29 protein-coding genes are annotated in these 26,578 nt (G+C 43.2%); 2 read left to right on the plus strand and 27 right to left on the minus strand.

What is annotated here, in order from left to right; translation table 11 throughout:
• Positions 1–20: 20 nt before the first annotated feature.
• The 9 genes from GT575_RS10520 to GT575_RS10560 all read right to left on the minus strand — a co-directional run bounded on the left by GT575_RS10520 (position 21) and on the right by GT575_RS10560 (position 9,260).
• Positions 21–968: a cation diffusion facilitator family transporter gene (locus tag GT575_RS10520; protein WP_161171964.1), complete on the minus strand. Its 948-nt coding sequence runs from the start codon at positions 966–968 to the stop codon at positions 21–23.
• 170 nt (positions 969–1,138) lie between these two features.
• Complete coding sequence (locus GT575_RS10525) at positions 1,139–2,581, minus strand: recombinase family protein (protein ID WP_161171982.1); 1,443 nt, start codon at positions 2,579–2,581, stop codon at positions 1,139–1,141.
• A 259-nt stretch (positions 2,582–2,840) separates the two neighbouring features.
• Positions 2,841–3,014, minus strand: a complete 174-nt coding sequence (locus GT575_RS10530) for a cysteine-rich KTR domain-containing protein (RefSeq protein WP_038671887.1) — start codon at positions 3,012–3,014, stop codon at positions 2,841–2,843.
• 41 nt (positions 3,015–3,055) lie between these two features.
• Positions 3,056–3,913 carry a metallophosphoesterase gene (locus GT575_RS10535; protein WP_020993957.1) on the minus strand — a complete coding sequence of 286 codons (858 nt, stop codon included), beginning with the start codon at positions 3,911–3,913 and terminating at the stop codon, positions 3,056–3,058.
• Positions 3,914–4,061: 148 nt separating this feature from the next.
• The gene (locus tag GT575_RS10540; RefSeq protein WP_161171965.1) at positions 4,062–6,416 is read right to left on the minus strand and encodes an ABC transporter permease; all 2,355 of its coding nucleotides are present in this window, start codon (positions 6,414–6,416) and stop codon (positions 4,062–4,064) included.
• Complete coding sequence (locus GT575_RS10545) at positions 6,400–7,095, minus strand: ABC transporter ATP-binding protein (RefSeq protein ID WP_008703421.1); 696 nt, start codon at positions 7,093–7,095, stop codon at positions 6,400–6,402. The genes GT575_RS10540 and GT575_RS10545 overlap by 17 nt, the downstream gene beginning before the upstream one ends.
• A 62-nt stretch (positions 7,096–7,157) precedes the next feature.
• Positions 7,158–8,387: a sensor histidine kinase gene (locus tag GT575_RS10550; RefSeq protein WP_055156373.1), complete on the minus strand. Its 1,230-nt coding sequence runs from the start codon at positions 8,385–8,387 to the stop codon at positions 7,158–7,160.
• Positions 8,384–9,085, minus strand: coding sequence for a response regulator transcription factor (locus GT575_RS10555; protein ID WP_006857257.1), 702 nt, complete (start codon positions 9,083–9,085; stop codon positions 8,384–8,386). The genes GT575_RS10550 and GT575_RS10555 overlap by 4 nt, the downstream gene beginning before the upstream one ends.
• Positions 9,075–9,260, minus strand: a complete 186-nt coding sequence (locus GT575_RS10560; RefSeq protein WP_161171966.1) for a helix-turn-helix domain-containing protein — start codon at positions 9,258–9,260, stop codon at positions 9,075–9,077. The genes GT575_RS10555 and GT575_RS10560 overlap by 11 nt, the downstream gene beginning before the upstream one ends.
• 195 nt (positions 9,261–9,455) lie before the next feature.
• Here GT575_RS10560 and GT575_RS10565 point away from each other — a divergent pair, with 195 nt between their 5' ends.
• Complete coding sequence (locus GT575_RS10565) at positions 9,456–9,815, plus strand: helix-turn-helix transcriptional regulator (RefSeq protein ID WP_006857255.1); 360 nt, start codon at positions 9,456–9,458, stop codon at positions 9,813–9,815.
• A gap of 26 nt (positions 9,816–9,841) precedes the next feature.
• Here the strand turns inward: GT575_RS10565 and GT575_RS10570 are convergent, their stop codons facing one another.
• The 6 genes from GT575_RS10570 to GT575_RS10595 are packed head-to-tail and all read right to left on the minus strand — an operon-like array spanning position 9,842 to position 16,481.
• Positions 9,842–11,617: a lysozyme family protein gene (locus GT575_RS10570; protein ID WP_161171967.1), complete on the minus strand. Its 1,776-nt coding sequence runs from the start codon at positions 11,615–11,617 to the stop codon at positions 9,842–9,844.
• Positions 11,618–11,652: 35 nt separating this feature from the next.
• A complete protein-coding gene (srtB, locus tag GT575_RS10575; RefSeq protein ID WP_161171968.1) occupies positions 11,653–12,426 on the minus strand; it encodes a class B sortase in 774 nt (257 codons plus the stop codon).
• Between the two features lie 14 nt (positions 12,427–12,440).
• Positions 12,441–12,845 (minus strand): DUF6075 family protein, encoded by a 405-nt coding sequence (locus GT575_RS10580; protein ID WP_055229528.1) that lies wholly within the window; start codon positions 12,843–12,845, stop codon positions 12,441–12,443.
• A 15-nt stretch (positions 12,846–12,860) separates the two neighbouring features.
• Positions 12,861–15,194, minus strand: coding sequence for a VirB4-like conjugal transfer ATPase, CD1110 family (locus GT575_RS10585; protein WP_161171969.1), 2,334 nt, complete (start codon positions 15,192–15,194; stop codon positions 12,861–12,863).
• Positions 15,178–15,630 carry a PrgI family protein gene (locus GT575_RS10590; RefSeq protein WP_144016328.1) on the minus strand — a complete coding sequence of 151 codons (453 nt, stop codon included), beginning with the start codon at positions 15,628–15,630 and terminating at the stop codon, positions 15,178–15,180. The genes GT575_RS10585 and GT575_RS10590 overlap by 17 nt, the downstream gene beginning before the upstream one ends.
• 14 nt (positions 15,631–15,644) lie before the next feature.
• A complete protein-coding gene (locus GT575_RS10595) occupies positions 15,645–16,481 on the minus strand; it encodes a hypothetical protein (RefSeq protein ID WP_161171970.1) in 837 nt (278 codons plus the stop codon).
• Between the two features lie 161 nt (positions 16,482–16,642).
• Here GT575_RS10595 and GT575_RS10600 point away from each other — a divergent pair, with 161 nt between their 5' ends.
• Positions 16,643–17,323 (plus strand): hypothetical protein, encoded by a 681-nt coding sequence (locus GT575_RS10600; RefSeq protein ID WP_161171971.1) that lies wholly within the window; start codon positions 16,643–16,645, stop codon positions 17,321–17,323.
• A 47-nt stretch (positions 17,324–17,370) separates the two neighbouring features.
• Here the strand turns inward: GT575_RS10600 and GT575_RS10605 are convergent, their stop codons facing one another.
• From GT575_RS10605 to GT575_RS10660, 12 genes are all read right to left on the minus strand, one after another.
• A complete protein-coding gene (locus tag GT575_RS10605) occupies positions 17,371–17,727 on the minus strand; it encodes a hypothetical protein (protein ID WP_055229522.1) in 357 nt (118 codons plus the stop codon).
• A 14-nt stretch (positions 17,728–17,741) separates the two neighbouring features.
• Complete coding sequence (locus tag GT575_RS10610; RefSeq protein ID WP_161171972.1) at positions 17,742–19,532, minus strand: VirD4-like conjugal transfer protein, CD1115 family; 1,791 nt, start codon at positions 19,530–19,532, stop codon at positions 17,742–17,744.
• The gene (locus tag GT575_RS10615) at positions 19,519–19,716 is read right to left on the minus strand and encodes a hypothetical protein (protein WP_006857246.1); all 198 of its coding nucleotides are present in this window, start codon (positions 19,714–19,716) and stop codon (positions 19,519–19,521) included. Before GT575_RS10615 ends, GT575_RS10610 begins: the two co-directional genes overlap by 14 nt.
• Positions 19,717–19,731: 15 nt before the next feature.
• Positions 19,732–20,595, minus strand: a complete 864-nt coding sequence (locus GT575_RS10620; protein ID WP_055199982.1) for a hypothetical protein — start codon at positions 20,593–20,595, stop codon at positions 19,732–19,734.
• Between the two features lie 6 nt (positions 20,596–20,601).
• Positions 20,602–21,414, minus strand: a complete 813-nt coding sequence (locus tag GT575_RS10625; protein ID WP_055199983.1) for a PcfB family protein — start codon at positions 21,412–21,414, stop codon at positions 20,602–20,604.
• Positions 21,356–22,768 carry a relaxase/mobilization nuclease domain-containing protein gene (locus GT575_RS10630; protein ID WP_161171973.1) on the minus strand — a complete coding sequence of 471 codons (1,413 nt, stop codon included), beginning with the start codon at positions 22,766–22,768 and terminating at the stop codon, positions 21,356–21,358. The genes GT575_RS10625 and GT575_RS10630 overlap by 59 nt, the downstream gene beginning before the upstream one ends.
• Positions 22,768–23,097, minus strand: a complete 330-nt coding sequence (locus GT575_RS10635) for a plasmid mobilization protein (protein ID WP_118691804.1) — start codon at positions 23,095–23,097, stop codon at positions 22,768–22,770. Before GT575_RS10635 ends, GT575_RS10630 begins: the two co-directional genes overlap by 1 nt.
• Entirely contained in the window at positions 23,057–23,209 is a 153-nt protein-coding gene (locus GT575_RS10640; RefSeq protein WP_015522602.1) for a DUF3789 domain-containing protein, read from the minus strand. Before GT575_RS10640 ends, GT575_RS10635 begins: the two co-directional genes overlap by 41 nt.
• A 91-nt stretch (positions 23,210–23,300) precedes the next feature.
• Positions 23,301–23,594: a hypothetical protein gene (locus GT575_RS10645; RefSeq protein ID WP_161171974.1), complete on the minus strand. Its 294-nt coding sequence runs from the start codon at positions 23,592–23,594 to the stop codon at positions 23,301–23,303.
• Between the two features lie 74 nt (positions 23,595–23,668).
• Positions 23,669–24,640 (minus strand): DUF3991 domain-containing protein, encoded by a 972-nt coding sequence (locus GT575_RS10650; protein ID WP_161171975.1) that lies wholly within the window; start codon positions 24,638–24,640, stop codon positions 23,669–23,671.
• A gap of 103 nt (positions 24,641–24,743) precedes the next feature.
• Complete coding sequence (locus GT575_RS10655) at positions 24,744–26,114, minus strand: caspase family protein (RefSeq protein ID WP_161171976.1); 1,371 nt, start codon at positions 26,112–26,114, stop codon at positions 24,744–24,746.
• A 115-nt stretch (positions 26,115–26,229) separates the two neighbouring features.
• The gene (locus GT575_RS10660) at positions 26,230–26,559 is read right to left on the minus strand and encodes a DUF6664 family protein (RefSeq protein ID WP_330673372.1); all 330 of its coding nucleotides are present in this window, start codon (positions 26,557–26,559) and stop codon (positions 26,230–26,232) included.
• Positions 26,560–26,578: the final 19 nt, after the last annotated feature.

A 26,578-nucleotide genomic window follows, 5' to 3' on the forward strand; every position in this document is an offset into this window, starting at 1 on the left:
TTTGTATTACAGCTTTACTATCAATCCGGTATGACCTCTATATACACCTGATCATACTTATCCCTTAGCTCCTGTTTTATCTCGTCTCTCACCTTATGAATGATACTTATATGTATCACATCCGTCTGATTTCCTATATATACCTCAACCCACAGCTTCCGCCCGGTCTGGATGACATCCAGAAAAGTGACCTCATATGGGTAATCCTTCATATGCTGATCCACTATGGCTCGTATCTGACTAAGCGTCTCTTCCTCCGGAGCAAAAAGAATAAGATTCTTGATACTCTGAAATATCTCGCACACCGGCTCTTTTATGAGAAGAAGTGCCATAACCACCGCTACTGCTGGATCAATATAAGGGGTAATAAAACGCAGTTTTGTATGCAACAGAGCAGTCTGTACCGCAAATGCTATAGCAACTCCCATACTGCTTATTACGTCAAGCTTCCACATATACAGCTCCGCTTTGATAGTTGTAGACTCATATTTCTTACTGTAATGACCGAGTATCGCATACATAACCGCACAACATACACATACAAGAAATTCGAATACCGCTATGCTCCCCGCATCTACCTCATGTCCACCATGAAACAACAGCTTTATATTCTCAACCATGAGATTACATGTGAGTGCAAGTAATACACTGTACTTCACAAGGAGGAAAAGTGATTCCACCTGGGCATAGCCATATGGATGTTTCTCTGTCACCGGTTTATACAGAAGCGGAACCAGCACCATGAATGGTCCTATCATGACCAGATCTGCGGAGTCGAACAGGCAGTCCGTCCAAAGCGAATGTGAATGGGTATACCATGCCATCACGCCCTCCGCAAGTATGAAGAAGACACTTCCCATAAAAGACAGACGAAGTATTCTCTTCTCTATTGCAAGCTTGTCCTTTCTCGACCTACGTTCCTTCTTCTTAGCTTCTCTTTTACTAATTTCTACATCTCTTTCATTCATTATATATTCTTCCTATGTTTAATTTCCATAGACCACAATATCATCAGTACATAATATAATCAAGTATCGGCTATTGATTTCTCCTTTTTGATATGCATATTTTTTACAAAAAAGTCCCTGTAACCACCTCATGGCAATTACAGGGACTCATATTGTCTTTATTAAGCTAATTACTTACAAGTTCTGTTCGTCCGAATCCTACTTGTTAGCGATTGCAGCCTGTGCAGATAGGTAAAAATATGGGGGTTTTTAATGAAATGAGCATTGTCCTCATTCTCTCCCCTATGTACCGAGGAAATCTTTTCGATTTCCTCTAATTTGATAATGCAGTTTTTCTTTCTGCCTTCCGCTGTAAAGGTTGCTTTCACATCTGCTGTCCCATTCAGATTAACATACCAATCAAATGTAGTATCCGATGTTGGTGTTATCAAATATACAAACCGATTGACAACATCGTGGCTGATAGTGCTACCACTAAAATCAACAAGGCTGTTCAGAGTAGAACGGATACCCTCTATATCCAATCCTTTCGGATTGCTTTTTTCCTGTGGAATTTCATCAAGTGCTTTTTGAAGTTTCTTGATTTCTTCATCGACAGGACTTCTCATTGCTTGATACTCGTCTTTGGAAATCTCTCCATCAGCTCTCATAGCAATCAAGTTAGTCAGTCTGCTATTTGCCTTATCCAATTTCGCCTGTATCGTTACCGTATCGGATTGAGTTTCGTTAGATTTTTCTTCCTTATAATAACACTTAATAAGGTCTAACGCAATCAGTACAGACTCTTTTCTCTCTGTCCAGAGATGCTCTAACAGAGCTTTTGCCATAAAATCAAGTTTCCAATCGGTTATCATTCTGCTGTCACAATATCCCTCAGTGTCTAAACCGATTTCAGCTCTTTTCCGTTTAATTCCGTTGTTAAGCTGATTGTAGCATTGATAACCGTAAGAGGTTTTTCCGTCCAATTTCGTATGCCATTTGTTTTTACGATATGATGAGCCGCAGGAGCAACGCAGCTTGTTGACCCATATATCTCGTGAATCACGCTTACTATGTGTGTTTTTTCCTGCCGATACACATACAGGTTTTACTCTGCTTTCCCTTATTGCCTGTGCTTTATCCCATATCTCTTGAGAAATAATAGCAGGGAAATCTCCCTCAACATATTCATAAGTGGACATATCAAGATTGTTAATTCGCTTCTGCTCTAAAAAATTATTGCTTCTGGATTTGTTGTAACACTTTGTTCCTGTGTAGGTGGCATTTTTAATCGCTCTCATAATATTTGAAACGCTCCACTTTATAAGTCCAGAAGCTGTTTTCCTTTTTCGCTCCGTCAAAATCTTTGCGATTTTCATCGAGCCATAACCTTGCAGATACAAATCATATATCATTCTGACCGTTTCTGCCTGTTCCTCATTGATAACATAGGTATCTCCAACACGGTCATAACCTAAAATATTACCGTTTCCATAGAGAACACCATTATCACGGCTGATTTTCTGACCTGCTTTTACACGCTCGGAACACGCATAATTATCTCTATGATATAGATATGTGACTTCTACTCGAAAAGTAGAAAAGTGCCACGAGCAAGCAAGGCTTTTTTTAATAAGTTATCCTCACTTCTACGTGACACTATGTAAATAACTGCTGCTTCTGATAAGCAGCGTGATGGTCGTGCTTGACCAACACATAAAAATCCCTCCAAACTCGAAAACGGGTTTAGAGGGCAGTAAAATTTAGTCTGGGCGTGACAAAGCCGCCCACCAAAGCACCGTTTTTTTTATTCGGCGGGCTTGTCCTACCTATGGTTATATAAAAACAGAGCCGACAAACTGCGATTACTCACTTGTTCATCGGCTCTGCATCTTATGCGTCTGGCTCTTTGATGACGGTTATTTGTAAATTCTTTACATCAATCAATGTTTCCTGTTTACATTTTGGGCAGTAAAGAGGATAGTTTTTCAAAACTGTGTCCTCTCTGATTTTGTTTCGGGTTTTGTTTCCGCAAAGAGGACATAATAGCCATTCTGTCTGCTTCAAGTTACAACCTACCTTTCAAAATTAAATACATTTACTTACTATCATTCTGCGATAAGCTCCAATAACACGATTTCTGGACGGTTATTAAATCGAATAGGGATTATACTATTGCCAAGTCCTCTGCAAACAATCATATTTGTGTCACCTTTCGTATATAAGCCTGCATCATATTTTGGAAACAAGCCTTGATTTGGAGCAACCAAACCGCCAATAAACGGTAAACGAAACTGACCACCATGTGCGTGACCGCTTAAAACTAAATCGACACCACAATTTACATAGGCTTCAAACAATTCTGGGCGATGTGAAAGCAAAATAGTGTAATTGTCTTTATCTCCGATTAGTCCCCGTAATTTCGTATCAACCATAGCAGGAACTTCTCCAAACATATCCCCTTTAAGCGTAAAGCTTGGGTCGGAAAGTCCGATAAGCGTAATGTCATCTCCATTATATTCTAACTGCATTGCTTTATCTTCAAGGACAACTACACCAGTATTTTCAAGTTCTGCTTTAAGCTCATCATACTGTGACAAACTGGCTTCGTGATTGCCTGTTACATAATATGTATCTGCAATTTGAACAGCTTCTTTTGCAAAATCAAGGGCAACATCAATGTCCGTATGTTCAGCATCAACTAAATCACCCGTTATTACTATTATGTTTGGCTCACATTCTGACAGTATTTGTAACAGTTCTGCATTGTCTTCTCCGAACACTGCATTGTGCAGGTCGGATATTTGAGCTATCCGAAAACCATTAAATGCGGCAGGGATACGATTGCTTGAAACAGTCACCGTACTCAACATCAAAGCTGTATTGCTCCACATAGTCCAAATAATCAAAGCAGCAATCAACGTGCATACAGAAATCAAAGTTTTTTTAGATAATCGTTTTTTCATGGTGTTCTCCATCTTTCCTATATTATGATATAGAGCCAACCTTACAATTAGATGAATTTTGACTTACAAAATAGTAAGCTAAAAGAGGCAGACAATTCCGTTCAAGAATTACCTGCCTGCCCCTCTATGAATGCAATAATATTGAGAACTATTGCACACTAATTATATCTACGATAGATGTTTTCTCCAATTTTTTAATGGGGTTTCTTACTGCCAAAATTACTGCAATGGCAACAACAACAATAATGATACCAAGCTGAACCAGAGGAACACTCCATGCATCGCCCCATTTATAGGTTATAAGTTTGCTAAATAAAATCTTGTTACAGACTATTCCTAAAACGCTACCGCAAATAGTACCTGTGATTGCATAGGTAGATGCTTCGGCAATAATCATTTTAGCCAGTTGCCTGTTACTTAATCCAATCGCTCGAAAAACTCCGTATTGTTTCATTTTTGCCACCACACTCATAGCTATGCTATTTATGATATTGAATAGTGTAATCAATGCAATCAATACCAAAAAGCCATAAATGAAAAGCCCAAAACAATAGTAAGCCCCACGGGTGTTACTATTACCCATTCGCTCATCAGAAAATGTATATTGTGAGCCTACCAAGCGGTGTATTTCATTTACATCATTCTCTGTGGCATTTTGAGATAACTGTATATCAATAATACTATAATCCGTTTCGCCCGTCAGTTTTCTAAAGGTATCCTCAGAACAAATGAGCTTGCCAACATCTTGACGATTATTAAATGGGCAGTCAGATAACATACCGACAATCTCCATATCAGCTTGGCTGCCATTCAAATTTAAGGTAATGACATTGCCTACCTCAATGTCGTTTTGTGGCTCAAAAACGATAAGTCCTGTATTACTTTCACTTTGTGCTTTTTCCAAGCTGCCGGACAAAACATAGTCCTTTGCCCAGTCAAACTGCATGTCTTCATATGAAATAAGGTCAACAACTTTTTCCTCGCCATTTACGATTACGGGAACATTGTAAGCAAACATTCGCCCATAAACATTTTTTACGGCGGGATTTTGCTGTAATTCCTCAATAAATTCAGCCTTTACCGAGCAGGTATCTTCTGGACTGATAACAGATATATCGGCAGTCCACGTCTGTAAAGGCGTCAATGTGTGATTCATAAAATCAATAGTTACTGAAAATGCAAGAAAAAGAATAATACTGATTGAAAATGAGCTAATCATTAAAATAAAATTCTTTTTGCTTGCTTTAGCATGATGAATACCAAGAGAAGTGTCTATCTTGAAAAACTTGGTATTCGCCGCTTTTTTTACAGGTTGTAAATCATTTGCATTTCCAGATACCGCTGCCAAAGGAGAAACTTTGGATGCTTTCTTAGCAGGAGAACGGGCAGCAAGGAGAACTGTCAACAAACCAACAACAATACCCGCTATAATACTTGGATAGCTTATACTAAAAGCAGGCATTCCACCAAAATATTGTGGACTAAGCTGCCGCAAAATAAAACACAATACCCAAACCAATACCATACCGCCGATAACACCAAGTGGAATTGCAAAGCGACACCAATTCATAACCTCTTTACGTACTAACTGCATAACCTGTTTAGGTGTTGCCCCTATGCAACGAACCATTCCAAAAAACTCTGTTCGCTGTGCCACATTAGTGTTCATACTACTTGCAATCATTAAAACGCCAGCCATCAAAACGAGGAAAAATAGAATTATTGCAACAGTATACACCTGTGCCATGAATGAATCATCACTCTGCCCCATCAAACCAAGCAATGTTATATTTTCGGTTACTTGTTTATCGGACAATCCGTACTGTTCTTTAATCTCAGCTATCTCTTTTGGAATGTTTCCTTTATTATCAAATAGCACGAAAAACATTGTATACTCAGATGGGTTAACATCTGTTTCATTGGAGTAAATTGTTCGAAAGCCATCTGTTGTCAAAAACACACCATAAACATCTTCACGCATAAGGTTTGCGGAATTTTTCATAAAGCCAGAAATAATATATGAGAATTCCGTTCCATTTGGCGTTGTAATTACAATTTGCTCACCAATTTTTAACTTTAGCGTATCCTTCGCATTGATTGATATCATTGCTTCATTCTCAGTTTTAGGAAACGTCCCTTCATCCAACACATTAAAAATTTCTGTAACTATGCTTTCATTTCCACCGCATATACTCACATTTTTTCCATGCAAAGTATATTCTTGTTCTCCTCGAAAATTCAGCGTACCATAATCGGCAACAGTAGCTACCTCTGGTCTGGAAGATATAAGCATTGCATCTTCATCACTAATGTTTTGTATGCCAATATGCCAATTTCCGTTTTCCTGCTGTGCCTGCAAAATCTGCCCTCTGATAAACATATCAGCCATACCGAAAATAGCTGTTACCAGAAAGACAGCCAATACAATACAAATAATAGACATACGATTTTGCTTTCGATGTACTTTTGCAGAAATAGGAACAAGGTCAAGATAACTTTTCATTCGCATTACCTCCCAAGTCTGTCAGCACACCGTCTGTGACACGCAAGACACGGTCAACCATAGAAGTAAGACCGTTGTTGTGCGTAATCATAAGTATTGTTTGTTGGTAATGTCTGGATGCTTTTGTCAGCAAATCAATAACATCTTGGCTATTCTTGCTATCCAGATTGCCTGTCGGCTCGTCCGCAAGAATCAACTTCGGTTTTGTAATCAATGCCCTGCCAATAGCGACACGCTGCTGCTGACCGCCAGAAAGCTGGCTTGGCAAATGGTTTCTTCGTTCTGTTAAGCCGAGCAATTCTAATATTTCTTCTACATCAGAAGCTTTCGGTTTGCGATAATCCAAAAGAAGCGGAAATGCTATATTCTGTTCCACCGTCAATTCAGATACAAGCTGAAAAGACTGAAAAATAAAGCCGATATTCCTCCTTCTGAAAATCGTGCGTTCTTCTTCTTTCATAGAAAATAAGTTATTCCCATCCATCGTGACTGTGCCAGAAGTAGGAACATCCAATGCACCGATACAATTTAGCAGGGTACTCTTCCCAGAGCCAGACTCTCCAACGACAGCAACGAACTCACCTTTTTCCAGAGAGAACGATACATTTTTCAAAGCATCGACTTTTGCCTCACCAGTTCCGTATGTTTTACACAGATTTTGTACTTTTAAGATTTCCATTTATAAGTACCTCCTTTCTTACAAGGATAGAAGTAACAGCTTACAATCAGATGAATTTAACCTTACGATTCCGTAAGGAAAGACAATGTAAAGGTTGTTCCCTGTAATCGCTCGCTCTGAACAGAAAGAATACCGCCTTGTCCCTCAACAATCGCCTTTGCTAATGGCAATCCAAGTCCAATCCCTTGACTTTCTGAAGTATTTTTGCTTCGATAAAATCTCTTAAATATGTGGTGTATATCCTCTTGGGAAATGCCGTGTCCGTTATCCGTAATAAATATTCTAATCATAGCGGGCGTTTGTTCCCACGATATAGAGATTTTTCCCCCTGTATCTGTATGGTCAAGTGCGTTTTTGATAATGTTGCCAATGGCTTCGCCCGTCCACTCTATATCACAGTAAAGCATCTGTTCCAAATCACCATCTATCACAATTTCCTTTTTTTCATTGTCCGCCCGTGTTGTCAATTCACTAATTGCGTGATTAATAATATTCGGGATACTGTAATTGGATTTTTCAAAAGAGATGCTCCCTGCATCTATTCTTGTGATTTTCAACATAGATTGAATAAGCTGTTCCATTCTCTTTAATGCAGTTCCAATCTTTAAGGAAAATTCTTTGACCGTTTCGAAGTTTTCTGGCTCATTCTCAATAATTTCCTGATACATCATAAGTGCCGACAGAGGCGTTTTTAATTGATGTGATATATCAGAAATTGTATTTTTAAGAAACTCTTTTGTCTTTTGTTCTGTATCATTTTTTGCTTGAAGCATAGTAGCCAATTGGTCAACAGAAGATAAGAGCTGGTAAATAGTTCCCTCGTTAGATTGCGGAAGGTGAACAGTATAGTTCCCATCTATGTAGTCCTTAATGATGTTTTCTGATTCCCTATATAGTCTTTCCCTACGATACAAAAACAGCATTGTACCTAAAAACAGAAGCAGCGTCCATAGAAATAACATCACAAACAGAGATGTCAGTATTGTATTTTTAACAGCAGATACATAAGGTAAATTTTCTATATCCGTGCTGTTTGAAAGACCAATTTCGGCTAAAAACTTATTTCCTGTAGTGCCTGCTTCCGTATTCATTAAGGCTGTTGCAATTACTTCCTTTGAAATTCCTTCTTCCAGTAAAGAAGTAGCAATCGCATTATTGTGTGTTAAAAACATTTCTTTGGTAGCCGCCGTTTGCGTGTCAATGACAGCTATTCCCATCAAAAAAAGCAGCAAAACAAGAGTAACAATGAAAATGCAATAATAACGGCTATGTTTATCATGTAAGAAGTTCATTCGTCCACCTCTTTCCACTGATAACCAAATCCTCGGACTGTTAGTAAATGTTCTGGATGTGATGGGTCTGTTTCTATTTTTTCTCGCAGTCGTCGCACATAGACGGAAAGGGTATTATTGTCTACATAATCTCCTGTGCTGTCCCATAACTCGTCTAAAATAATATCTCTTGTAATAATACGGTTTGCATTCTTTACCAACAGGCATATTAAACGGTATTCTGCGGCGGTAAGTTCTAATATTTTTCCCTTTAATAAGACACGGCTTCCTAAAAGGTCTATCTTAATATCGCCACATTCCATAACTGCCCCTGTTCCTTGAGTGGACAACCCTGCCCGCCGCAGCAACGCTCGTATGCGTGAACATAACTCGCCTAACTTAAACGGTTTTGTTATGTAGTCATCACCGCCGCAGTCCAGACCACGAATAATGCTAACTTCTTCATCAGAAGCTGTCAGAAAAATAATCGGTATCTGACTTCCGTTTTTTCGTACTTTTTCACATATCTCAAAACCTGTTCCGTCTGGCAATGTGACATCAAGGATGAGCATATCGTATTTTTCTATCTCAGATAAATAAGTTAGAGTTTCCTGCACAGAACGGACAAAATCGACATCGAAGCCATTTTTCTTTAGCGAATATTGCAGTCCGTCTATTAAACTTACATCATCTTCTAGTAATAAAATTCTATTCTCCATAATCTGTAACCTTTCTCCGCTTATCAACGGGCTTTTTTGAACTTTTAGGAATAAGCCACATCCGATTTATATTTAGGACACCCTCAATACGGTTTTCTTTGCATAACCGTTGCACACGCCGCACCGATATCCCCCAAAGTTCTGCGGCTTCCTGTGCCGTCATATATTCAAACATTTCTGACCTCCTAAAATCGTACTGTATCTATTATATCCGTTTGAACGAACAATATCAACTATGCAAATGTGAATTTTTATATCTTACAAGTAGAGATTTTATATCCTAATACAAGGGATTTCAGACCGTTCTATAAGAACTATCATTTCTGTAAAATATAATAGAAGCATTATATTGATACAAGGTGGTGAGTTTATGGACGCAAGAAACAATGATTTTGACTTCGATTTTACACCGATAGGGCAGGCAATCAAAAAAGCAAGGACAGCAAAAGGTATGACCAGAGATGAGCTTTCTCGTATTGTGGATTATGACCCAAGACATCTTCAAGCGATTGAAAATGAGGGGCAAAAGCCAAGTCTGGAGTTGTTCATTCAGCTTGTGACGATGTTCGGTGTATCAGTTGATGAATACATATTCCCAGATAATGAGGTCAAGAAAAGTTCCGTCCGCAGACGCTTAGACGCAGAACTCGACAAACTAAATGATAAAGAGTTGCTCGTAATAGAAGCAACTGTCAGCGGTCTATGTAAGGCAAAAGAGCCAGAGGAATAAACCTCTGGTTTTTCTTTTGCCCATTCTTAATAGGCAGGAACACCGTAACCATAGATGGAGCTACTTCCAACCGTATATTGATTTTGCCTGCAAGTGTCGCCAGAGTTACCCTCTACGGTGTAAACGACACCGTTTTCGCATTTCTCCACAATGCCTACATGGTCGGTTTCTCCGTCGCCTTCCCAATCAAAAAAGATAATATCGCCTGCCGACGGCTCATAGCTTCGGTCTTTCCATTGTCCGTTACCCTTAAACCAATTTGCACCGTCCACGCAGCCTGCGAATTTTGGGATAATCCCGCTTTCGATATAGCCACATTGGTCGGCACACCAAGACACAAAGCAGGCACACCATTCCACACGCCCCTCAAAGCCGTACCAACTCCAATAAGGCTGACCGCCCTCATTGCCGAGCTGTGTCAAAGCGACCTCCACAATCGCCTGGTTACCGCCGCTTGTGAACGCTCTTCCGTATGGATAATACCGCAGCACATGGGCGGGATATTGCGTGTCGCCATAGCTGTCCCAACCTAACCGTGCCGCCTGCATGGTGGAGAACTCTACCGCATTGGCATAGGAATAGCCGCCATAGTTAGTCTTAGCCCACGAGATATAGCCGTTGCCGAAATTGTAACCCTGCAAGGCAAGTTTGATATGCTCCATATCAATCGGGTTTTCTACCTCGGCAGAGATAAGGGCAGCCTTTAATTCCTGTACACCGCACTCAATCGAATATTCTGGGTCTTGTATCCCGTTCGGCTCGTGGGGATACCTTGTGTTAAAGCTGCCCTCCGCCGCCTGCATCGGGTCAAGTCCACGCCCGCCACTTTCCTGCATCATTACCGCCTTGATAAGCTCCACATATTCGGGAATACCGTACTGTTTGGCATATTTCTGTATCAAAGGCTCATAGGCTTCCACCTCTGCACTGACAGGGGTATAGGCGTTGCTCCCGCTTCCGCCACCAAACAGGGAAACAGCACAGCCGAGCAGGACAACAATGAGAATAATCACAACTGCAATCCAACCGCCTGCAATTATAGCAGAAATCAGAGCTTTTGTTCCTGCAATAATCGCCTTGACCGCAGCTATGGTGGCTCTGACCGTCGCTTTGGTGGCTTCGGCGGTTGCCTTTGCGGTGACTTTTGCCGCCTGTGCTGCCTTTTGGGCAGTTTTCGCAGAAACCTTTGCCGCTGCCTGTGCGGTTTTTACCGAGGTTTCTGTCGTTTTGATTGCCGCCTTAGAAGTTGCCTGTGCGGTTTTAATTCCCTTTTCGGTTGTCTTGACCGTTCCCTTAGCAGTTGCTTTCACCGCTTTTTCTGTATTTCGGGCTGTGGTCTTAATCATTTTTTGCCCCTGCTGTCGGGTCTTTATCAACTGCGATTTTGCTGTCTGGGAAACATCGGGGGCAGAGGAACGGCTTGCAGCCCCGTGACGGATCTGCAAGCCGTGTTGTTCTGACATATTCTGTGCTGCTTCCTGTTCTGCGGCTTTGACAGCCCGACTTTGCTTGAAATCGGTTATTTTATCTTTTGCCTTACCGATATTCTCCTGCGTTGTCTTGACTGCCTTTTGCCCCCGCTTATTGAACTGATGGATAACTTCGTCTTTTACACGGTCTGCTGCACAAGAAATCCTATCCGCAGCATATTCAGTGGCAGAGTTTTCATCAGCGTAATATCCCTGTTCCGCCTTGCCCTTTATCCCCACATAGGCAGACTTCATACGCTCACTGGCTATGGCGGCTTTATCTATGGTCTTTATCGTACCTTTGACCGCATCCCTGGTTTTTATATCAGCCATAGAGAACCTCCTTTCCCAGAGGATTTGCGTTCAAATCAGCCGACCTTTTTTGCCACAACAACGAGCCTGCCGTTCTGTGCGGAGTATTCGCAGGTGGAAAGGGTAATGAGCCTGTCGCCGTATTCAGCGGTCACACCTGTATCATACAAAGCAAGCTCCTTGCACTTCCCGACATAGGAATTAAAATCTTCCTCATTCTCCGCATCAACAAAGTCATAGTATCGGAAGCCCTCAGAACTGTACGCCACAGTCTTAAACACAGCGACGATTTCATACTCTGCCTGCTCTGTGAGGGTATCAAACTGAATAGTCTTGTGTTCCTCATAGAAGTTCTTGGACTTGTAATCCTCCAACGCTCCAAACATCTTGCCACCCTTGATGTGATGACCGTAGATAACCAAATTTTCACTTTCGACAATATCACCATTCTCCTGCACATAAGGCGTACCTAAGTCGCTGTACTCTTTTTCAAAATTGTGCTTCAGATAAAAATTCGGATTGTTCCTGCTCTGCATCACAGGATAATTGATTGTTGTGCCGGCTATGGAAATCCAACCCACCATATCCTCATTCTGTAAATACAATTTCTGATACTTGGCAAGCACATCTTCTCCCTCGCTGACAGGGGCATCGTCTGGCACGGTTTCATCCGTGGGAGCCTGCTCTACCATCTCGGCAATCTCCTCAAAGGTTTCCGTCTGCTCGTCCACCTCTGCATAGTAATGATAAATGCGGAAGCCGCAAAAAGCCGCCGTACCTAACAGGCACACGGCGGCTACAACACAGATAATAGATTTATAATTCTTCATAGGCTTTTCCTTTCTTATCTTGAAATTTCCGTCTGTTTTCTGGGAGTAGGAAGCTCCCTGCAATATTCGGGGTATCTGACCTTGATACCCTCCATAAAGTAGGGAGCAAACTCACAGCAGAACAACTCCTCTGGCGTGAAATACCGTTCCTGCCCTTCCTCTGCATACCCGTTCCAAAGGTTAAAAGCAAGATGGCAGACCTTGACTGTTCCACTTGTCTGCCAGCCGCCGTGCATACCCTCTGGCTCGATGCAGTCCTCCTTGAAATTGAACATCTGGTTGATGTTCGCCCTCGTTTCCGAAGCGATACCCATCACATAGAAAAACGCCCTGTGATAACAGTCGTTCACTCTGCATTTCATCATATTTTCCAGAAAGAAATCACGATGAGCCGTATCACGGAATTTAATATCAGCCATAAAAAACCTCCTTTCTTAGACCTCACCGAACTTGGTCGTCATCAACTTGTAAAGCTCGGTATTGCGTGGGAACTTGTTTACAAATGGTACAAGAGAGCTGCCAACTTTGAGTAATCCCTGTCCTGCACCGACATTCGTGATATAGCTCATCTGAAGGTCGGAGATATTAAGGAGCTTGGCAAGCTCAAGTCTGTCCGTAGATGCTTGGTTAAGCATAATGATAAATTCGCTGTTAGCAAGCATCGTCCTTGCCGTATGGCTCTGCAAAAGGTCGTCCACATTCTGCGTAATACCTGTACAGTACGCACCGTATTTACGCACACGCTTCCAGAGGGTAAAGAGGAAGTTTGCAGAGTATTCATGCTGAAAGAGCAGATAGATTTCATCAATGAAAATAAATGTGTTTCTGCCTTTGGCTCTGTTCTGTGTGATACGGTTTAAGATACTGTCAAGCACGACAAGCATACCGATAGGCTGTAACTGCTTGCCCAAATCCAGAATGTCATAGCAGATAAGGCGGCTGTGGGTATCAACATTCGTGTGCTTTGCAAAGGTGTTGAGCGATCCGTCCGTAAACAGCTCAATCGCAAGGGCGATTTCCTGTGCTTCTGGCTCATTCTGTTTTAACAGTTCCTCACGGAAGTCCTGCAAGGTGGGCGGCGTTCCCATATAGTTGCCCTGCTGATAATAGCGGTACACGCTTGCCGTACAGCGGTCAATGATGGATTTCTGCTTTGCTCCCAAGTTCGTGCCGCCGATGAGCTGTTCGCAAAGGGATAAAATAAACTCCGATTTCAGAATGACAGGGTTTGCACCGTCACCATAATCGGAGTTCATATCCATAGCATTGATGTGATTTTCACTTGTCGCAGAGATATGAATGACTTCTCCCTTCATTGCTTTCACAAGCGGGGAATACTCACGCTCTGGGTCAATGATGATAATATCAGCGTTGGGGTCGGTCAGAATGATATTCGTCATTTCTTCCTTTGCGGTAAAGGATTTTCCTGCACCCGACACACCGAGAATAAAGGAATTGCCGTTAAGGAGCTGCCTGCGGTTGGCGATAATCATATTTTTGCTGATAACATTCTGACCGTAATACACACCGTTTTCATGGTAGATTTCCTGCACACGGAACGGGATAAACACTGCAAGGCTCTCTGTTGTGAGGGTACGCAAGGCATCTATCTTCCGTACACCAAATGGCAGGGCTGTATTCAATCCGTCCATCTGCTGATATTTCAGCACCGCAAACTGGCACAAATGCTTTCTTGCGGTAGTCAAGAGAGCTTCTGTATCATTGTCGAGCTGCTCTTTGGAATCTGACGTATGCACCATCGTCAGCACGGCAAACATCATTCTCTGGTCACGGGTCGTCAAATCATCCAGAAATTCCTTGCTTTCTTTTCGCTGCTGTTCCAAATCATAGGGGATAACGGCAGAAAAATTGTTGTTCTGGTTCTGCTTCCTCTGCCAATTCGTGATATTGGTTTCCACACCAAGCAGACGGTTTTCCACCTCCCGCACGGCTTCATCTGTGGGAACGGGGATAATATCAACGGACAGCATCATATTCCTGTTCAGCTCACAAAGCTCCGCAACCATACTGTCCTTGATATATGCCGCATACTCTCTGAGAAAAATCACACGCCCATATCTGTCACCCATTCTGAAGCAGTCGCTCTCAAATTCAAAGGTATCAGGGCAGATAAAATCCTTGAAATCGTGACCTTTCCGCATCGTCTGGGTAATATCGAAGTGGAACGCTGTTTCTTCTCCTGTACGGTAGAAGTCGTGGAAGATACGCAGCTTGTCGCCTGCGTCCAGTTCCACACACTTCGACCCCAGAAGGTTAAAGTGGGCGATAAGGTCAGCACCCACACGGGCGAAGTAGTTTCGGGCTTCCTCGATATTCTTCTTGCAGACAGATACGGTTACATACTTATCCTGTACGATAGAATTAGCCCCTGTCGCCTTATCCAGAAGCATTTTGTTGTATTCCTTGCGGTACTTATCTAAACCGTCATCAGCCATTGGGATTAAAATGGTCTGTTCAAAATCAGCTTTGTTCAAGCGACGGTTGTTGATAGTGATTTTCGTGGTCGCACCGCTGTCAAGGGAATTAAGAAGCTCCGAGTACTCAAGGAACATCGCTTCCTTATCCTCACGGCTTGCCACGGCATAGTTTATATCCTCAAACTTAAAGGTCTTTGCGTACTTGTTCCTGCCGACAAGGAATATGCCGTCCTCCCAGATTGTCTTAATCGGGATAACATTCTGTACCGACTTCGGCACAACAAACTTTTCCCTGTCCTGCTTGAACAGATTTTTAAGAGTTCTCAGCATTGTTTACCTCCTTACTGCGTTTCGCATTTTTCTTTTTCGATTTCTTTTGTTTCGATGTCCTGCCTTTCTGCTTTTTCCGTACTGTCGCCAATCCTTTTTCATAGGCTTCAATAGTCGGCTTCATCGTTTCGTAATAGAGATTATCTGGCAGGAACATCAGCTTTTTCGGCATCAGAAATTCCGATTTAATCCACGCCCAGACAAACTGCTCTGCGGTCATACCGTTGTATTTGATAAATCCCATTGCCGCAAAGGGGAACGCACCTAAGATACAAACCCAACTGAGGGTTTCCGTACCAAACCGTGGACGGAGAAGAAAATACAAACCCACCGCCACGCCGCAGGCAAGGACAGAAAAAATGAACTGTCTGAGGGACAGTCCAAAAAACATACTCTCCGTATAATTACGGATTTCCTTATTTATCTTGACTTCCAATCATAGCACCTCCCTTACAAGCCCATCATTTCTCTTACAACACGGTCTGCCATTTTGACCGCACCGACAAGGACGAGCATATTGAACACAAGCTCCCCGATATAGCTCCATACCATTGTAACCGCCGCCGCATCGGGATTGACCACAGGCGGAGAAGAAGCAAATAGGGAAAAGATAATGCAGGCAAGCACGATAACCGCACCTTCAAGGCATACAGCGGCATAGCTCTTAATGAAGCTCTTGCCGACTCTTTGGCTCGGCTCTCCAGCAAAAGTGGAAAGGGGTACGGGTGCTATGGCAGTATAGATATACAGCTTGAAAAACCTGCCATATACCGACATAATCATTATGAATGACAGCACCGTAATAAACAGTCCGCCTATCAGCGTGACCGCCCATAGCGGGATACTCTCAAAAAATCCGCAGTCTTCAACGGCTGTCACGATTTCCTGCGGCAACACCGTCTGCTGTGCCGAGCCAAATCCTGCGGCATTCATAATCGTGGAAATCATACCCTGCACAATCTTAAACAGTGCCATCATCAGTTCTAATCCGTAGGTCACTGCACCTTTGGCAATGGCAAAGCGGATAAACAGCTTCAAAGCCTGCTCTGGTCGCTTGACTTCTGCAAAATTTCCGCAGGTACGCATCACACCCACAACAAAGAACAGCACGAGCAGGGCAAGTCCGATAGCCTGCACCGCACCGTGAATATCCACGATGACATTCCATATCGTGCCGCCCTTAAAGTTCTCTGGGGATTGGGTAATGAGTTGCCATATCTCGGCTATTTTCTCATTCCAAGTGTTTAGGGCGTTCTCAAGATTTTGTACGACCCAATTATCTGACACTGATTACAGCCTCCCTTCAACGAATAGTTTATTTTTGGCATTTTCAAACCTCCTTTCTACTCTCATACTTTGCATGTAGAAAGCATGAGAAAAATGTTGTATAATATAAAAGCCAACTGCTCCAACAGTTGGAAGCAATTGACTATGTAAGGGGATATGTTATGGACAAGTTAATTCCTGCTTTCATCATAATAGGAATAATTATATTAGGTTTCATAATGAAGCGTATTGAATTAAGCGATATAATCAAACGGGTTGAATTTACAAATAGCTATCGTCATAAATTCATTGAACTAATAAACGGATTTATGTCAAGAAACTGTTTTAATCAGCAGTTATACTACGAACTGACATCAGATGTAAAATCAATGCAATATGAACTTGGCTCTGATGGAATATTTGCTTATGTTACTGATAACCTACGAGGATTTAGCACCAGCAATTACCAATTGCTGGTGAACTTCTTGCCAGAATTACGGAATGCTATCAACGAGCATGATAATGGCATAATTATGAACAGAATAAACCAGTCGGCACAGGACTGTGATGATATGTTCATACGCCATTTAGGAACTCTTAAAGAAGCTGAAAAATCCATAAGGAAGAATCTTGTTAATCCGTTTTCCTGTTTTTCTGACGGTATCAAGTTTATTGTTTCGTTACCTATTTTATTGCTCCATTGGTTTGGATTTATTTCAGACGAAACCACCCGCAGGGCAAAACATAATTGGATTATAAAACTTCTAAACATAATTGTTACCCTTGTAGGATTTATAGGCGGTCTAATGTCAATCGTTATGGGATGGAATGAATTTTGGCAAATAATTTGCAACATATTTTAAATATCCTTATGTATTGCAGCTTACCCCAAAAGGTAAGCTGCTCTTTTTTAGCCTGTAATAAGAGTCAAGATTTCCTTTGCGAAGGTAATGACAACACCACCTGCAAGGGTCAAAAAGCCGTTAGCTCTCTGGGACGGGTCGTGGGATTTGAGAGAAAGACCAATCTGCACGATACCAAAGCCGAGCATAATCATACCGACAGCCCTCACCAGACCGAAAATGAAATCGGACAGGTTGTTGACTACCTGAATGGGGTCATTGGCAGCAAAGGCGGTTACGGAAGTACCAAGCACAAAGGTCATTGCCATAACAGCCATACAGTAATAGCGGAAGCTTTTCTTAACCTTTCCAGTCATCGGCAGCTTCGTGGTTTTCTTGTTCTCATTCTTCTTAAAAAGTTTCATAGGGTAAATCCTCCTTATAAATTGAATATTTCTTCCAAGTCCTCATCGGACAGAAGCTCATAGGAAGTGCTGACAGCTTTGACGCTCACGGCGTTATCTGGAATATCACTGTCAAACACAAGAGTTGCGACAACCTGCGTAGGCTCTCCGTGGATATACGGCGGTTGCCCTCCGTCAGCCGTCAACTTCACATTCGGGTGCTTCAAGATGTCATACTTGAAATCCATAACGGGGCGTTCCCCACGCACAAAAAGAAGTGCGTAACGGTTATCAAGCATACGCACTTCGTCTGGGGTCATCAACTCACGCCCCGAAATCTGATAATTTGTTGAATAGTTACCACTCCGCCCAGAGCTTTTCCCGTAGGTGTTGGTATCAATGGTTTCCTTGCCCAAAAGCTCTGACACATATTTGTGGGTGCTTTGCTCGTTGCCGCCCAGATACAGAAACTCATCGCAGTTGCCGACAATGCTTTCCCATTGCTTTTCAAAAAGGGCTTTGAGCTGTGCCAGATTTTGCAGGATAATGGATACTGATACCCCTCTGGAACGCATAACGGACAGGATTTTATCAAAGTCATCAGGCAATGAAACATTCGCAAATTCGTCCATTATGAAATGGCAATGCACAGGCAGGCTTCCGCCGTACTTGTGGTCTGCCAGATAAAAAAGCTGCTGAAAGAGCTGGGTATAAAGGATACTGACAAGGAAGTTAAAGCTCGTGTCGTTGTCTGGTATCAGAGCGAACAGAGCGACCTTCTTTTCTCCCAGACTTGGCAGGTCAAGCTCATCGGTGGCGGTAAGCCCTGCAAGGCTCTCCAGATTGAATTTTTCAAGCCTAGCGGCAAGGGTTATCTGGATACTCTTTAGGGTCTTTGCACTACCAGAGTGGTAATCCCTGTAATACTTGAGGGCGATATGCTCTGGGTTTACCATTTCCAAACGGTCAAACAGCTCATCCAGAGGGCTTACATAGCTGTCATCGTCCTCTCTGACTTCGCCTGCACGGAGCAGCTCCATAACCATCGGGAAATTTTGCTCGTCTGGCGGTGCTTCATATTTCAGATAGAACACCAGAGCCAGAAGCAGCATACTCGCCGCCGTATCCCAGAACGGGTCTTGCGACTGTGAGCCTTTCGGCGTGGTCGCCTTAAATAAGTTTGTTACCAACCTCTGAACATCGTTATCGTTCCGCAGATAGACAAAGGGATTGTAACAATGGCTGCGGTGCATATTGATAAGGTCAAGCACACGCACCTCATAGCCTTTGTTTTCCAACAGACCGCCGATGTCACGGACAATTTCGCCCTTTGGGTCGAGTATTACAAAAGATGTGTTGCACTGCATAGCATTTGGCTTGCAGAAAAACCTTGTTTTACCCGCACCAGAGCCACCGCATACTAAAATGTTCAGATTCCTGCGGTGCTTTTTCCCGTCCAACCCGATACGGACATTCTGGGTCAAGAGCTTATTGGCTGACGGGTCTTTATCTCGGTACTTCTTATTCAAAGCACCTGCATTGCCCCATTTCGCAGAGCCGTGTTCCTCACGCCTGCGGTAATTCCTGCGTGTAGAGAAATAAATGCCGATGCCCATAGCGTAGGCAAGTAAAAAAATAAGGACAGTCTTTACGCTGTCCTCACACATCGCTATTTCAAACGGATTGCCCATCGCCACGGGCAGACCTCGGATAATCTCTACAAGACCGCCGCTGACATAGGGTGCTGTCAGCAGGGCAAGCCATACGACAGGAAGTATCCCGCAAACAGTAAGGATTAGGCTCGTTTTCTGGTCATCGTTCCTCATTGCACCTGCAATGCACGACCTTAACCTTTTTTGTCGGAGCGTGTGCCACCTTGCTTATCAGCTCGTCAACAGGCTCGGTGGGGCGTTCCTCCTGTAACTGCCGTGTACGCAGGGTGTTTAAGGCATTGATGACGATATTCTTATCGTACTTATCAAGTGCGATATGGTATCGTTCCTCTCTCATAGTCTGCACCTCCGATTAGCGTTCCTGCTCTTTGTTCTTTGCAGGCTTGTTCTTCTCCATACTCTTATACATATCACTCTGGATTTCGCCCAGAACATCACGCATCGTGCCAAGCTCTCCCTTGAACGCCTGCGTATCCATTTCCGCATACTCTCTGGGAAGTCTGGAAAAATCAAAACCTCTGGTATCCATGCCATAACGGGAGCTTACCATATAGGCAACGCAGAAGGATTTGAAATCGGAAACATCACGGCTCTCGTTGTACTTAAAGTCATAGACCGCCGCCGACACTTCTTTTGCCATACTCATGAACAGCACTTCCTCGGAAAGCCCCTTCTTGACAAAAATGGTCTGCTGAGAACTGTCATAATAGGCAGGCAGTTCAAGCTCACCGACAGGAACACAGGATACAGGGCTTGCATCAATCAGAGCCGACACAAGCTCACGCATGGATTTCGGCTCCTGTTCCTGCTGCCTGTCCTTTGCCGAGGTTTCGGAAATGTCATAAACCACTTTGGCATTGTAAGAGACGCCCTTTGTCCCGTCCTCACGGGTGTATTCCTTGCTCGGCTCAAGGATAATGATTTTCTGTGCGTCCTTGTTCACATAGACACGGTTCGCTTTCCATTTGCTGTACTCTTTAAGCTGCGTTGCTTCGGGCATCTGTGCTGATACCAGAATTGCGTTAGCCACGGAGTAGCGGTCAAAGCAACCCTGCACATCAAGATACTGACGGAAGCTGTCGCCGCTTGCCATCATTTCAGAGCAGGTATTATCAATCAGCTCATAGGCTTCTTTCCGCTGTGCCTGCTTTGCGGCAGCCCATTCCTCTTTATCAAAAGGTCTGTTGCCGCCGCTGAATACATCGTAAATACTCATAGCTGTTTACCTCGTTTCTTTGGATTTTGGTTTCTTTTTCTTTCTTGTGGGCTGTTTATGCTCCGTTTTCCTGTTAGCACTTTTCGCCCTGTCGGAAGCACCGCTTTTGTCCAGGTCGGAAGTGCCAATCTCTGCTTCCTGCTCCTTGCGGCTCTCCTTGATTTTCCGCAGTTCCTCTCTGACAGAAGGTTTCTCCTTAGTCATAGTAGCCCCCTCTGCGGATTTCTTTGGCTGCTCTGAGGTAGGCTCGGACTGAGGGGATTTTTCTGTCTTTGCCACCGAGGGGTTTGGTGCGTTTTCCTCCTTCTGGACAGGCTTGCCCATAAGCTCGTCAAGCAGCTTATCTTTCTCCGCCTTTTCCTGCACACCAATATCTGGCTCTGGCTGACCGTCCTTTGCATCTTTGGATTTCTCGGCTTCCGTCACAATAGAAGCGGTATCCACCGAAGCAAGATTAAAGCGTTCCACAATACGGCTGATTTTCGATGCGTCCTCGGCACGAGCGATGACATCGACCTCTGCATTTGGGTCTTTGTTTTTTCTGTCCGTGAGGACGCAGTAAAGCACACCGTATTTTTTTGCTTCCTGCGTGAACTTCTTTAAGTCGCCGCTTTTGACGGTAAAGACTTTCAGCTCCTTGCCAGAACGGAGCATACTTGTCAGCCTTGCTTTTCCTTTGGTTTTCTTTTCTTCTTTGAGAATGGAATACAACAGGATAGCGATGTTCTTCGCACCTGCACCTGTGATTTTGGCAGCGACCTCAAAGCCCTCCAAGCTCATTCGGACGATTTGTTCTGCCGCTTCGCCGCCTGTGTTCATTCTTCATCAGCTCCTTTCTTTGCTGTTCGTGTTCGTCTGCCCGTATCGTCTGCAATTTTTCTTTGAGGGTATCACTACGGGCGGCGATGCCCTCGCACATTCTGACCTCCTTTCGGATAATTTTCAGCCGTCCAGAAATATCGGAAAGCTCCGCCTTGACCGCTTCCTTTTCTTCGCCGCTTATCCTGCGAGATTTGGAGTAAAGCTCCTTTCGCTTCTGAAGCAGGGCAGACATCTCCGTTTCCAGAGAGCCTTTATATGAACAAAGCTGCTCCGCCGTATCAATGTGATTGCGGCAAAGCAGCCTTGTTTCCTGTGTGATGGCTTCCATCTTCATAAGGTCGTCCTTTAAGAGATAATGAAGCCGTGCATAATTTTGTTTTCTGCCTTTTGGAAGGATACCGAGCTTGTAGCAGTAATGGAGATACAGCCCACGCAAGCCACCGATTTTCTTAGCGTTCTTCAAAGAGCCTTTGACCCGATAGACCTTGACCTGTGGCTGTGACTCTGAGAAGCTCTGGAATTTGACCGCATAGGAATTTTCACTGATACGCTCCATAATCCTGTCATTGGTGTATTCCTCTCCGAGCTTATAAAGCCGCTTGGGTCTTTGCCAGCCCTTGCCGATAATCGTCCAATACTTGCGGTTGGGGTCAAAGTTTATGCGGTAGCCCATTTCTGCCAACTGGCGGTCAAAGTCTTTCAGCGTAAATGATTTGCTGATAGCTTCATCCACCGCTTGTCTGGCAACATTATCCCTCGTGGGTCGCCCCTGCTTTTCGGCTTGGTAAAGGGCGTAGGGCTTTTTCTTGCCGCTTGGGTGTTCGATGACAGACAGGGCATACTCACGGCAAAGCTCATCGGAACGCTGACGGAGCAGCCGCAGATTTGCTTTGTTGTCGTGGTAGTGCATACCGTCCGCAAAAGAAACAGAGTTCACGACAAAGTGATTATGCAGGCAGTCGGTATTTAGGTGGGTGGCGACAATGACCTGAAACCTGTCGCCCCACATTCGCTCGGCAAGTTTAACGCCGACCTCGTGTGCCTGCTCTGGCGTGACCTCACCGTGCTTGAAGCTCTGGAAGCCGTGATAGCAGACAATCTCACTCGTGTCGCTCCATCCCGCTTTGGTAATCATCATTTCATCTCTGGCGGTGGTCGGGTCACAGTTTACGCCTGTGACAAAATACCGCTGTTCAGTCTTTTCTTTATTGGTAGCGTACTCCATTACATCGACCATCGCCTGCAGGTCGGCTTCGGTGTATTTAGGGTTGGCGGTTTTTTCGGGATTTTCGGCATAGTCGATTGGGTGGTCGAGCCTGCCACGCACATCCCATATCTCGCAAACCGCCATTACAATGACCTGCGTGGAAGCAGATACCTTTTGCGAATATCAATCTGAAACTCGTGCCACTTCCTTGCTTCCTCACGGAGCATCGGGGTATCCACAAAGCCGAGTGCGTTTGCCTTAACTGCAAGCTGATTGATACGGTTTCCAATGGCGGACAGCTCACGCATCATTTTATAGAACTCTGGGTCGGGCTTTTCGCAGAGCTGATAGCCCCTTACCATTTCTCTTAAAAAGGCTTCTTTTGAGCGACCCGATTTCCGCACAAGCTCATTAAGGTGTTCGGCTTCCTCCTCAGTCAGACGGAAAAGTATCTGCACATTTCTTTTTCGCATTGTCCTCTTCCTTTCTCTCGGAAAGTCTGTTTATTTGCAAGCAGCACATACACACAACGCCGAACAGACCGCCGAGCATTGTACCGATAATGAAAAATAAGAACTCACTCATTCTTGAACTCCTTTCTGTTCTCACGGGGTATTAGGGGCTGCCCCCTAACAAGCGAATTTGGCTAACCAAATTCAGTGCTTGGTAAGACATCTCATTCTTCGCAATCGTCCTCATACATACACTCACCGCACACAGGGCAGAAGTACGGGCAGTCCGAACAATCTTCATTTTCCTGTGGTGTATTCTCGCCCACACCGTTAAGCCCGTCCTCTCTCTGCTCGGTAATATCGGCTTCGCCGCAGACAAAATCATCATCGGTAAAGTTGATAAGGTCGGTATCGAACAGGATAATTTTTGTTTTTTCCTTTGCCTGTTCGGGGCTTTCTGCATAGACGGAAACGGTCTTTTGATAATGGGCGGTAAGGTTTACATCATACTTTTTCAATGGTTCATTCCTCGCTTTCAGCACTAAATTTTAATTTGGTTTCGGTGTCTTTCTGGTGAGAATCTACTACACAATCAACGGGCATCACTCCTTTCACACTTGGGCATAGGTCTTGCAATTTCCAGATAGGACAACAAAAAATCGTTGAAGTCCTTGCCGACAGGCGGTGGATCATCAACGATTTTGTAGTCTTTCTGCAACAGTTCTTTCAAAGTAGCGGTACAAAGCCTGCCTGCCTTATCATTATCCAGATGCAGAACTATGGTCTTAATTTGTGGATTGGCACTCAAAAAAGTTGTGAGAGCTATGGGAATTTTGCTGTCCTTTATCTCTTTCTTTGGCTGATACACGCCCGAAAGAGAAAGCAGACTTTCCGATTTGTAGTCCTTGCCCTCGCATTTCAGATAAGTGGCATAGGACAGTAAATCAATGGTGGCTTCAAATAAATGCAAGGTATCCGTCGGCTCTCTTGCCAGAAGTCGAAACGAATACCTTTTGTCGCTGCCCGATGCATCCTGTTTGAAAGTGCTGCCGAGCGTACTTCTAAGAGCCGCATATTTGGGTGTTCCGCTTTCATCTTTGCCGATAAAAACGGCGTTGTGATAGTCGGCGCTCTCATAAATTGTATCGTCTGCAACGCACTCCTGTATGAGCTGATAGTCAATACCACGCCCGAAAAGATACTGCAAAACTCTGTCGCAGTTCTTAAACTTCGGCGGCAAGAGAAGCACCTTTGGCTCATCTTTTTTCTCGGCAGGGGGCGGCGGTTTCCAGTCCGCCAACGCCTGTCCTGTAAGAATTTCCACGGCTTCTACGAAGTCATATTCCTTGACTTTTATCAGATAGTCGAGGGCAGAATAGCCGCCGAAACCTCTCGACCACCAATACCATTTGCCGTTGGAAATCTTTAAGCTGTCGTGTTCTGCGGTACAGTACACATTACTTGTGCCTTTGACCTTAACGAGATTGCTCGGCTCAAACTCACGCAGATAGGATAACAGGTCAATCTGGCGTACCCGTTCAAGCACATCTGGGTCAATCTGCACATAGGGTCTGTTAGTTCACATTCAATAAAATCACCTCCAGAAAATAGAAATAGCCGAGGGGCTTTCGTTAAACGAAAACCTCTCGGCTATGTAAAAAATAATATTAAAACTCGAAAATACAATGAATTTGATTTCCGTATATCGGATGATATTTTATAAATTTTCCAACGAGATTGCGACAATTTTCTCCAATAATCTGCTGCGTATTTACATCAGCGGTAAATACGCCAGAGTTAATAATAACTTTAGATATGTCAGTTGCATTTTTAATTTCGATTGTTCCATTGGATACCGCCATTTTTTGTGAGTATTTACTTTTGTTATCCTTAATAAAAATCTCGCATTGCTCTGGCAAATTTGTTGTTATAACAATACTATCATTTTCTTTTTTTGCATCGAATTCTACATAATACTCTTTTCCTTCTTCGGGTAATTTCTGTTGCATACTTGGTGGTAATGGGGGAATTTCTCCCATTCTAATTTGCCGTCCATTATAATACCAAGTATGGCTATCATCAAAAGAAAAGAACTTTTTACTTTTTGTGAAGCCTAAAAAAGAAACTAATTTTGTTTCCGCTTCGGGAAGTTCGGGTACATTTACTCCCTTATCTTTATATATTTTGTTGTCAACTTTTCTAAATTTCCAAATAGCATCAAGCAATCCAATATCGAAATACTGTGCCGCATCAATGAATATCAAATCATCTCCTTGAAAATAACCGTATTTATCCGTATATTCATCACCATATCTTTGAATAAAATCATAAACTTGTTTGTCTTTGTCGTCATAACTGAGTTCAGAATGCAAAATAACTTTATCTAATAACGCATTAACACTCGGCGGAATTTGAATATAATGTTTAGTAAAAATATTCTGCCTTACCCGTGTAAACAAAGTATCGACATCTATATTGGGAGCTAATATCTCATCACAAATAGCTTCGGTAAACCAACTTAATCCATTATTCACACCTGTTGACCCATCTTGAAACATTGTACCATACGCAATATATACATTCTCTGCGGATGTCATCTCTGAAAAATAGCCTTTTGATACTCCGAAATCTTTCCGACAAGCATCAAGTATTAAAATCAATCTGCCTTTACCCTTAAAAACAGATATTATATCTTCAATATTTATGCCTGCCTTTTCTATATCGTTAGTAATATCATATTGAGCCGTAAAGTCCGATGGGTAAATAAAGTTTTTTCCATTACTGTGACCACCGTGTCCAGAAAAATAAACAATGTGAATAGCATCTGATGGTGATTTATCAGCACACTGTTGTAGTGCAGGAATATACTCAGATTTATTTATATTTTCTTTTTTTGTCACATCAAAACCGATTTGTTTTAACCTTTTCTCAATAGCTAATATATCAACTTTCACTCCTGACAAATCGCAAGTAGGTTTAGGAAATGTCTTGGAATTTTGATATTCACCTGCCGAAAAAAGGATAGCATTTTTTCTCACTATAACGCCTCCTATAAAGCTTTTCGCTATTATAATACCACATATCTATGAATTTTTCCACCTCTGCGGCTATGTAAAAGCGGCATCAGCTCAACGCCAATGCCGCTGTTCTTGGTTATAAAATTCCTGCCTTTTTGAGATACCCAACGCTGTCATAGCACCCTCTGAAATAGATTGCTTCCTGCTGCATATCGCTGAGCCTGTTCCGAAGCTCCAAAACTTCTATCAAAGCCTTACACTCCTGCTCGGATAAATCGCTCGGCTTTTCCGTATCCAGAGCTCCCATAACTTTTGGATACTCCTTGTAGAGTTCCTCTATCCTTTCCTCTATGGAACAGTATTCTGGATTTTCTTTGGACAGCTTTGCGATAACGGAGCTTAGATATTCATCAAAGATGTTGCTATGCACATCAACAAAGGTTTCAAATCTGAAATTATCAAGCACACCTTTCACCTCCGACATT

The organism is Coprococcus sp. BIOML-A2 (assembly GCF_009875795.1).
GTDB classification, from domain to species: Bacteria; Bacillota; Clostridia; order Lachnospirales; family Lachnospiraceae; genus Coprococcus; species Coprococcus aceti.

Bases quoted from the DNA above. Each gene is read 5' to 3' on its own strand.
- GT575_RS10540 (WP_161171965.1), bottom strand. From the start codon at position 6,416: ATGAAAAGTTATCTTGACCTTGTTCCTATTTCTGCAAAAGTACATCGA.
- GT575_RS10600 (WP_161171971.1), top strand. From the start codon at position 16,643: ATGGACAAGTTAATTCCTGCTTTCATCATAATAGGAATAATTATATTA.
- GT575_RS10630 (WP_161171973.1), bottom strand. From the start codon at position 22,768: ATGGCGGTTTGCGAGATATGGGATGTGCGTGGCAGGCTCGACCACCCA.
- GT575_RS10625 (WP_055199983.1), bottom strand. From the start codon at position 21,414: ATGAACACAGGCGGCGAAGCGGCAGAACAAATCGTCCGAATGAGCTTG.
- GT575_RS10615 (WP_006857246.1), bottom strand. From the start codon at position 19,716: ATGAGAGAGGAACGATACCATATCGCACTTGATAAGTACGATAAGAAT.
- GT575_RS10545 (WP_008703421.1), bottom strand. From the start codon at position 7,095: ATGGAAATCTTAAAAGTACAAAATCTGTGTAAAACATACGGAACTGGT.
- GT575_RS10520 (WP_161171964.1), bottom strand. From the start codon at position 968: ATGAATGAAAGAGATGTAGAAATTAGTAAAAGAGAAGCTAAGAAGAAG.
- GT575_RS10585 (WP_161171969.1), bottom strand. From the start codon at position 15,194: ATGCTGAGAACTCTTAAAAATCTGTTCAAGCAGGACAGGGAAAAGTTT.
- GT575_RS10610 (WP_161171972.1), bottom strand. From the start codon at position 19,532: ATGAGGAACGATGACCAGAAAACGAGCCTAATCCTTACTGTTTGCGGG.
- GT575_RS10535 (WP_020993957.1), bottom strand. From the start codon at position 3,913: ATGAAAAAACGATTATCTAAAAAAACTTTGATTTCTGTATGCACGTTG.
- GT575_RS10560 (WP_161171966.1), bottom strand. From the start codon at position 9,260: ATGTTTGAATATATGACGGCACAGGAAGCCGCAGAACTTTGGGGGATA.
- GT575_RS10570 (WP_161171967.1), bottom strand. From the start codon at position 11,617: ATGGCTGATATAAAAACCAGGGATGCGGTCAAAGGTACGATAAAGACC.
- GT575_RS10565 (WP_006857255.1), top strand. From the start codon at position 9,456: ATGGACGCAAGAAACAATGATTTTGACTTCGATTTTACACCGATAGGG.
- GT575_RS10580 (WP_055229528.1), bottom strand. From the start codon at position 12,845: ATGGCTGATATTAAATTCCGTGATACGGCTCATCGTGATTTCTTTCTG.
- GT575_RS10550 (WP_055156373.1), bottom strand. From the start codon at position 8,387: ATGAACTTCTTACATGATAAACATAGCCGTTATTATTGCATTTTCATT.
- GT575_RS10620 (WP_055199982.1), bottom strand. From the start codon at position 20,595: ATGAGTATTTACGATGTATTCAGCGGCGGCAACAGACCTTTTGATAAA.
- srtB (WP_161171968.1), bottom strand. From the start codon at position 12,426: ATGAAGAATTATAAATCTATTATCTGTGTTGTAGCCGCCGTGTGCCTG.
- GT575_RS10635 (WP_118691804.1), bottom strand. From the start codon at position 23,097: ATGCGAAAAAGAAATGTGCAGATACTTTTCCGTCTGACTGAGGAGGAA.
- GT575_RS10555 (WP_006857257.1), bottom strand. From the start codon at position 9,085: ATGGAGAATAGAATTTTATTACTAGAAGATGATGTAAGTTTAATAGAC.
- GT575_RS10605 (WP_055229522.1), bottom strand. From the start codon at position 17,727: ATGAAACTTTTTAAGAAGAATGAGAACAAGAAAACCACGAAGCTGCCG.
- GT575_RS10640 (WP_015522602.1), bottom strand. From the start codon at position 23,209: ATGAGTGAGTTCTTATTTTTCATTATCGGTACAATGCTCGGCGGTCTG.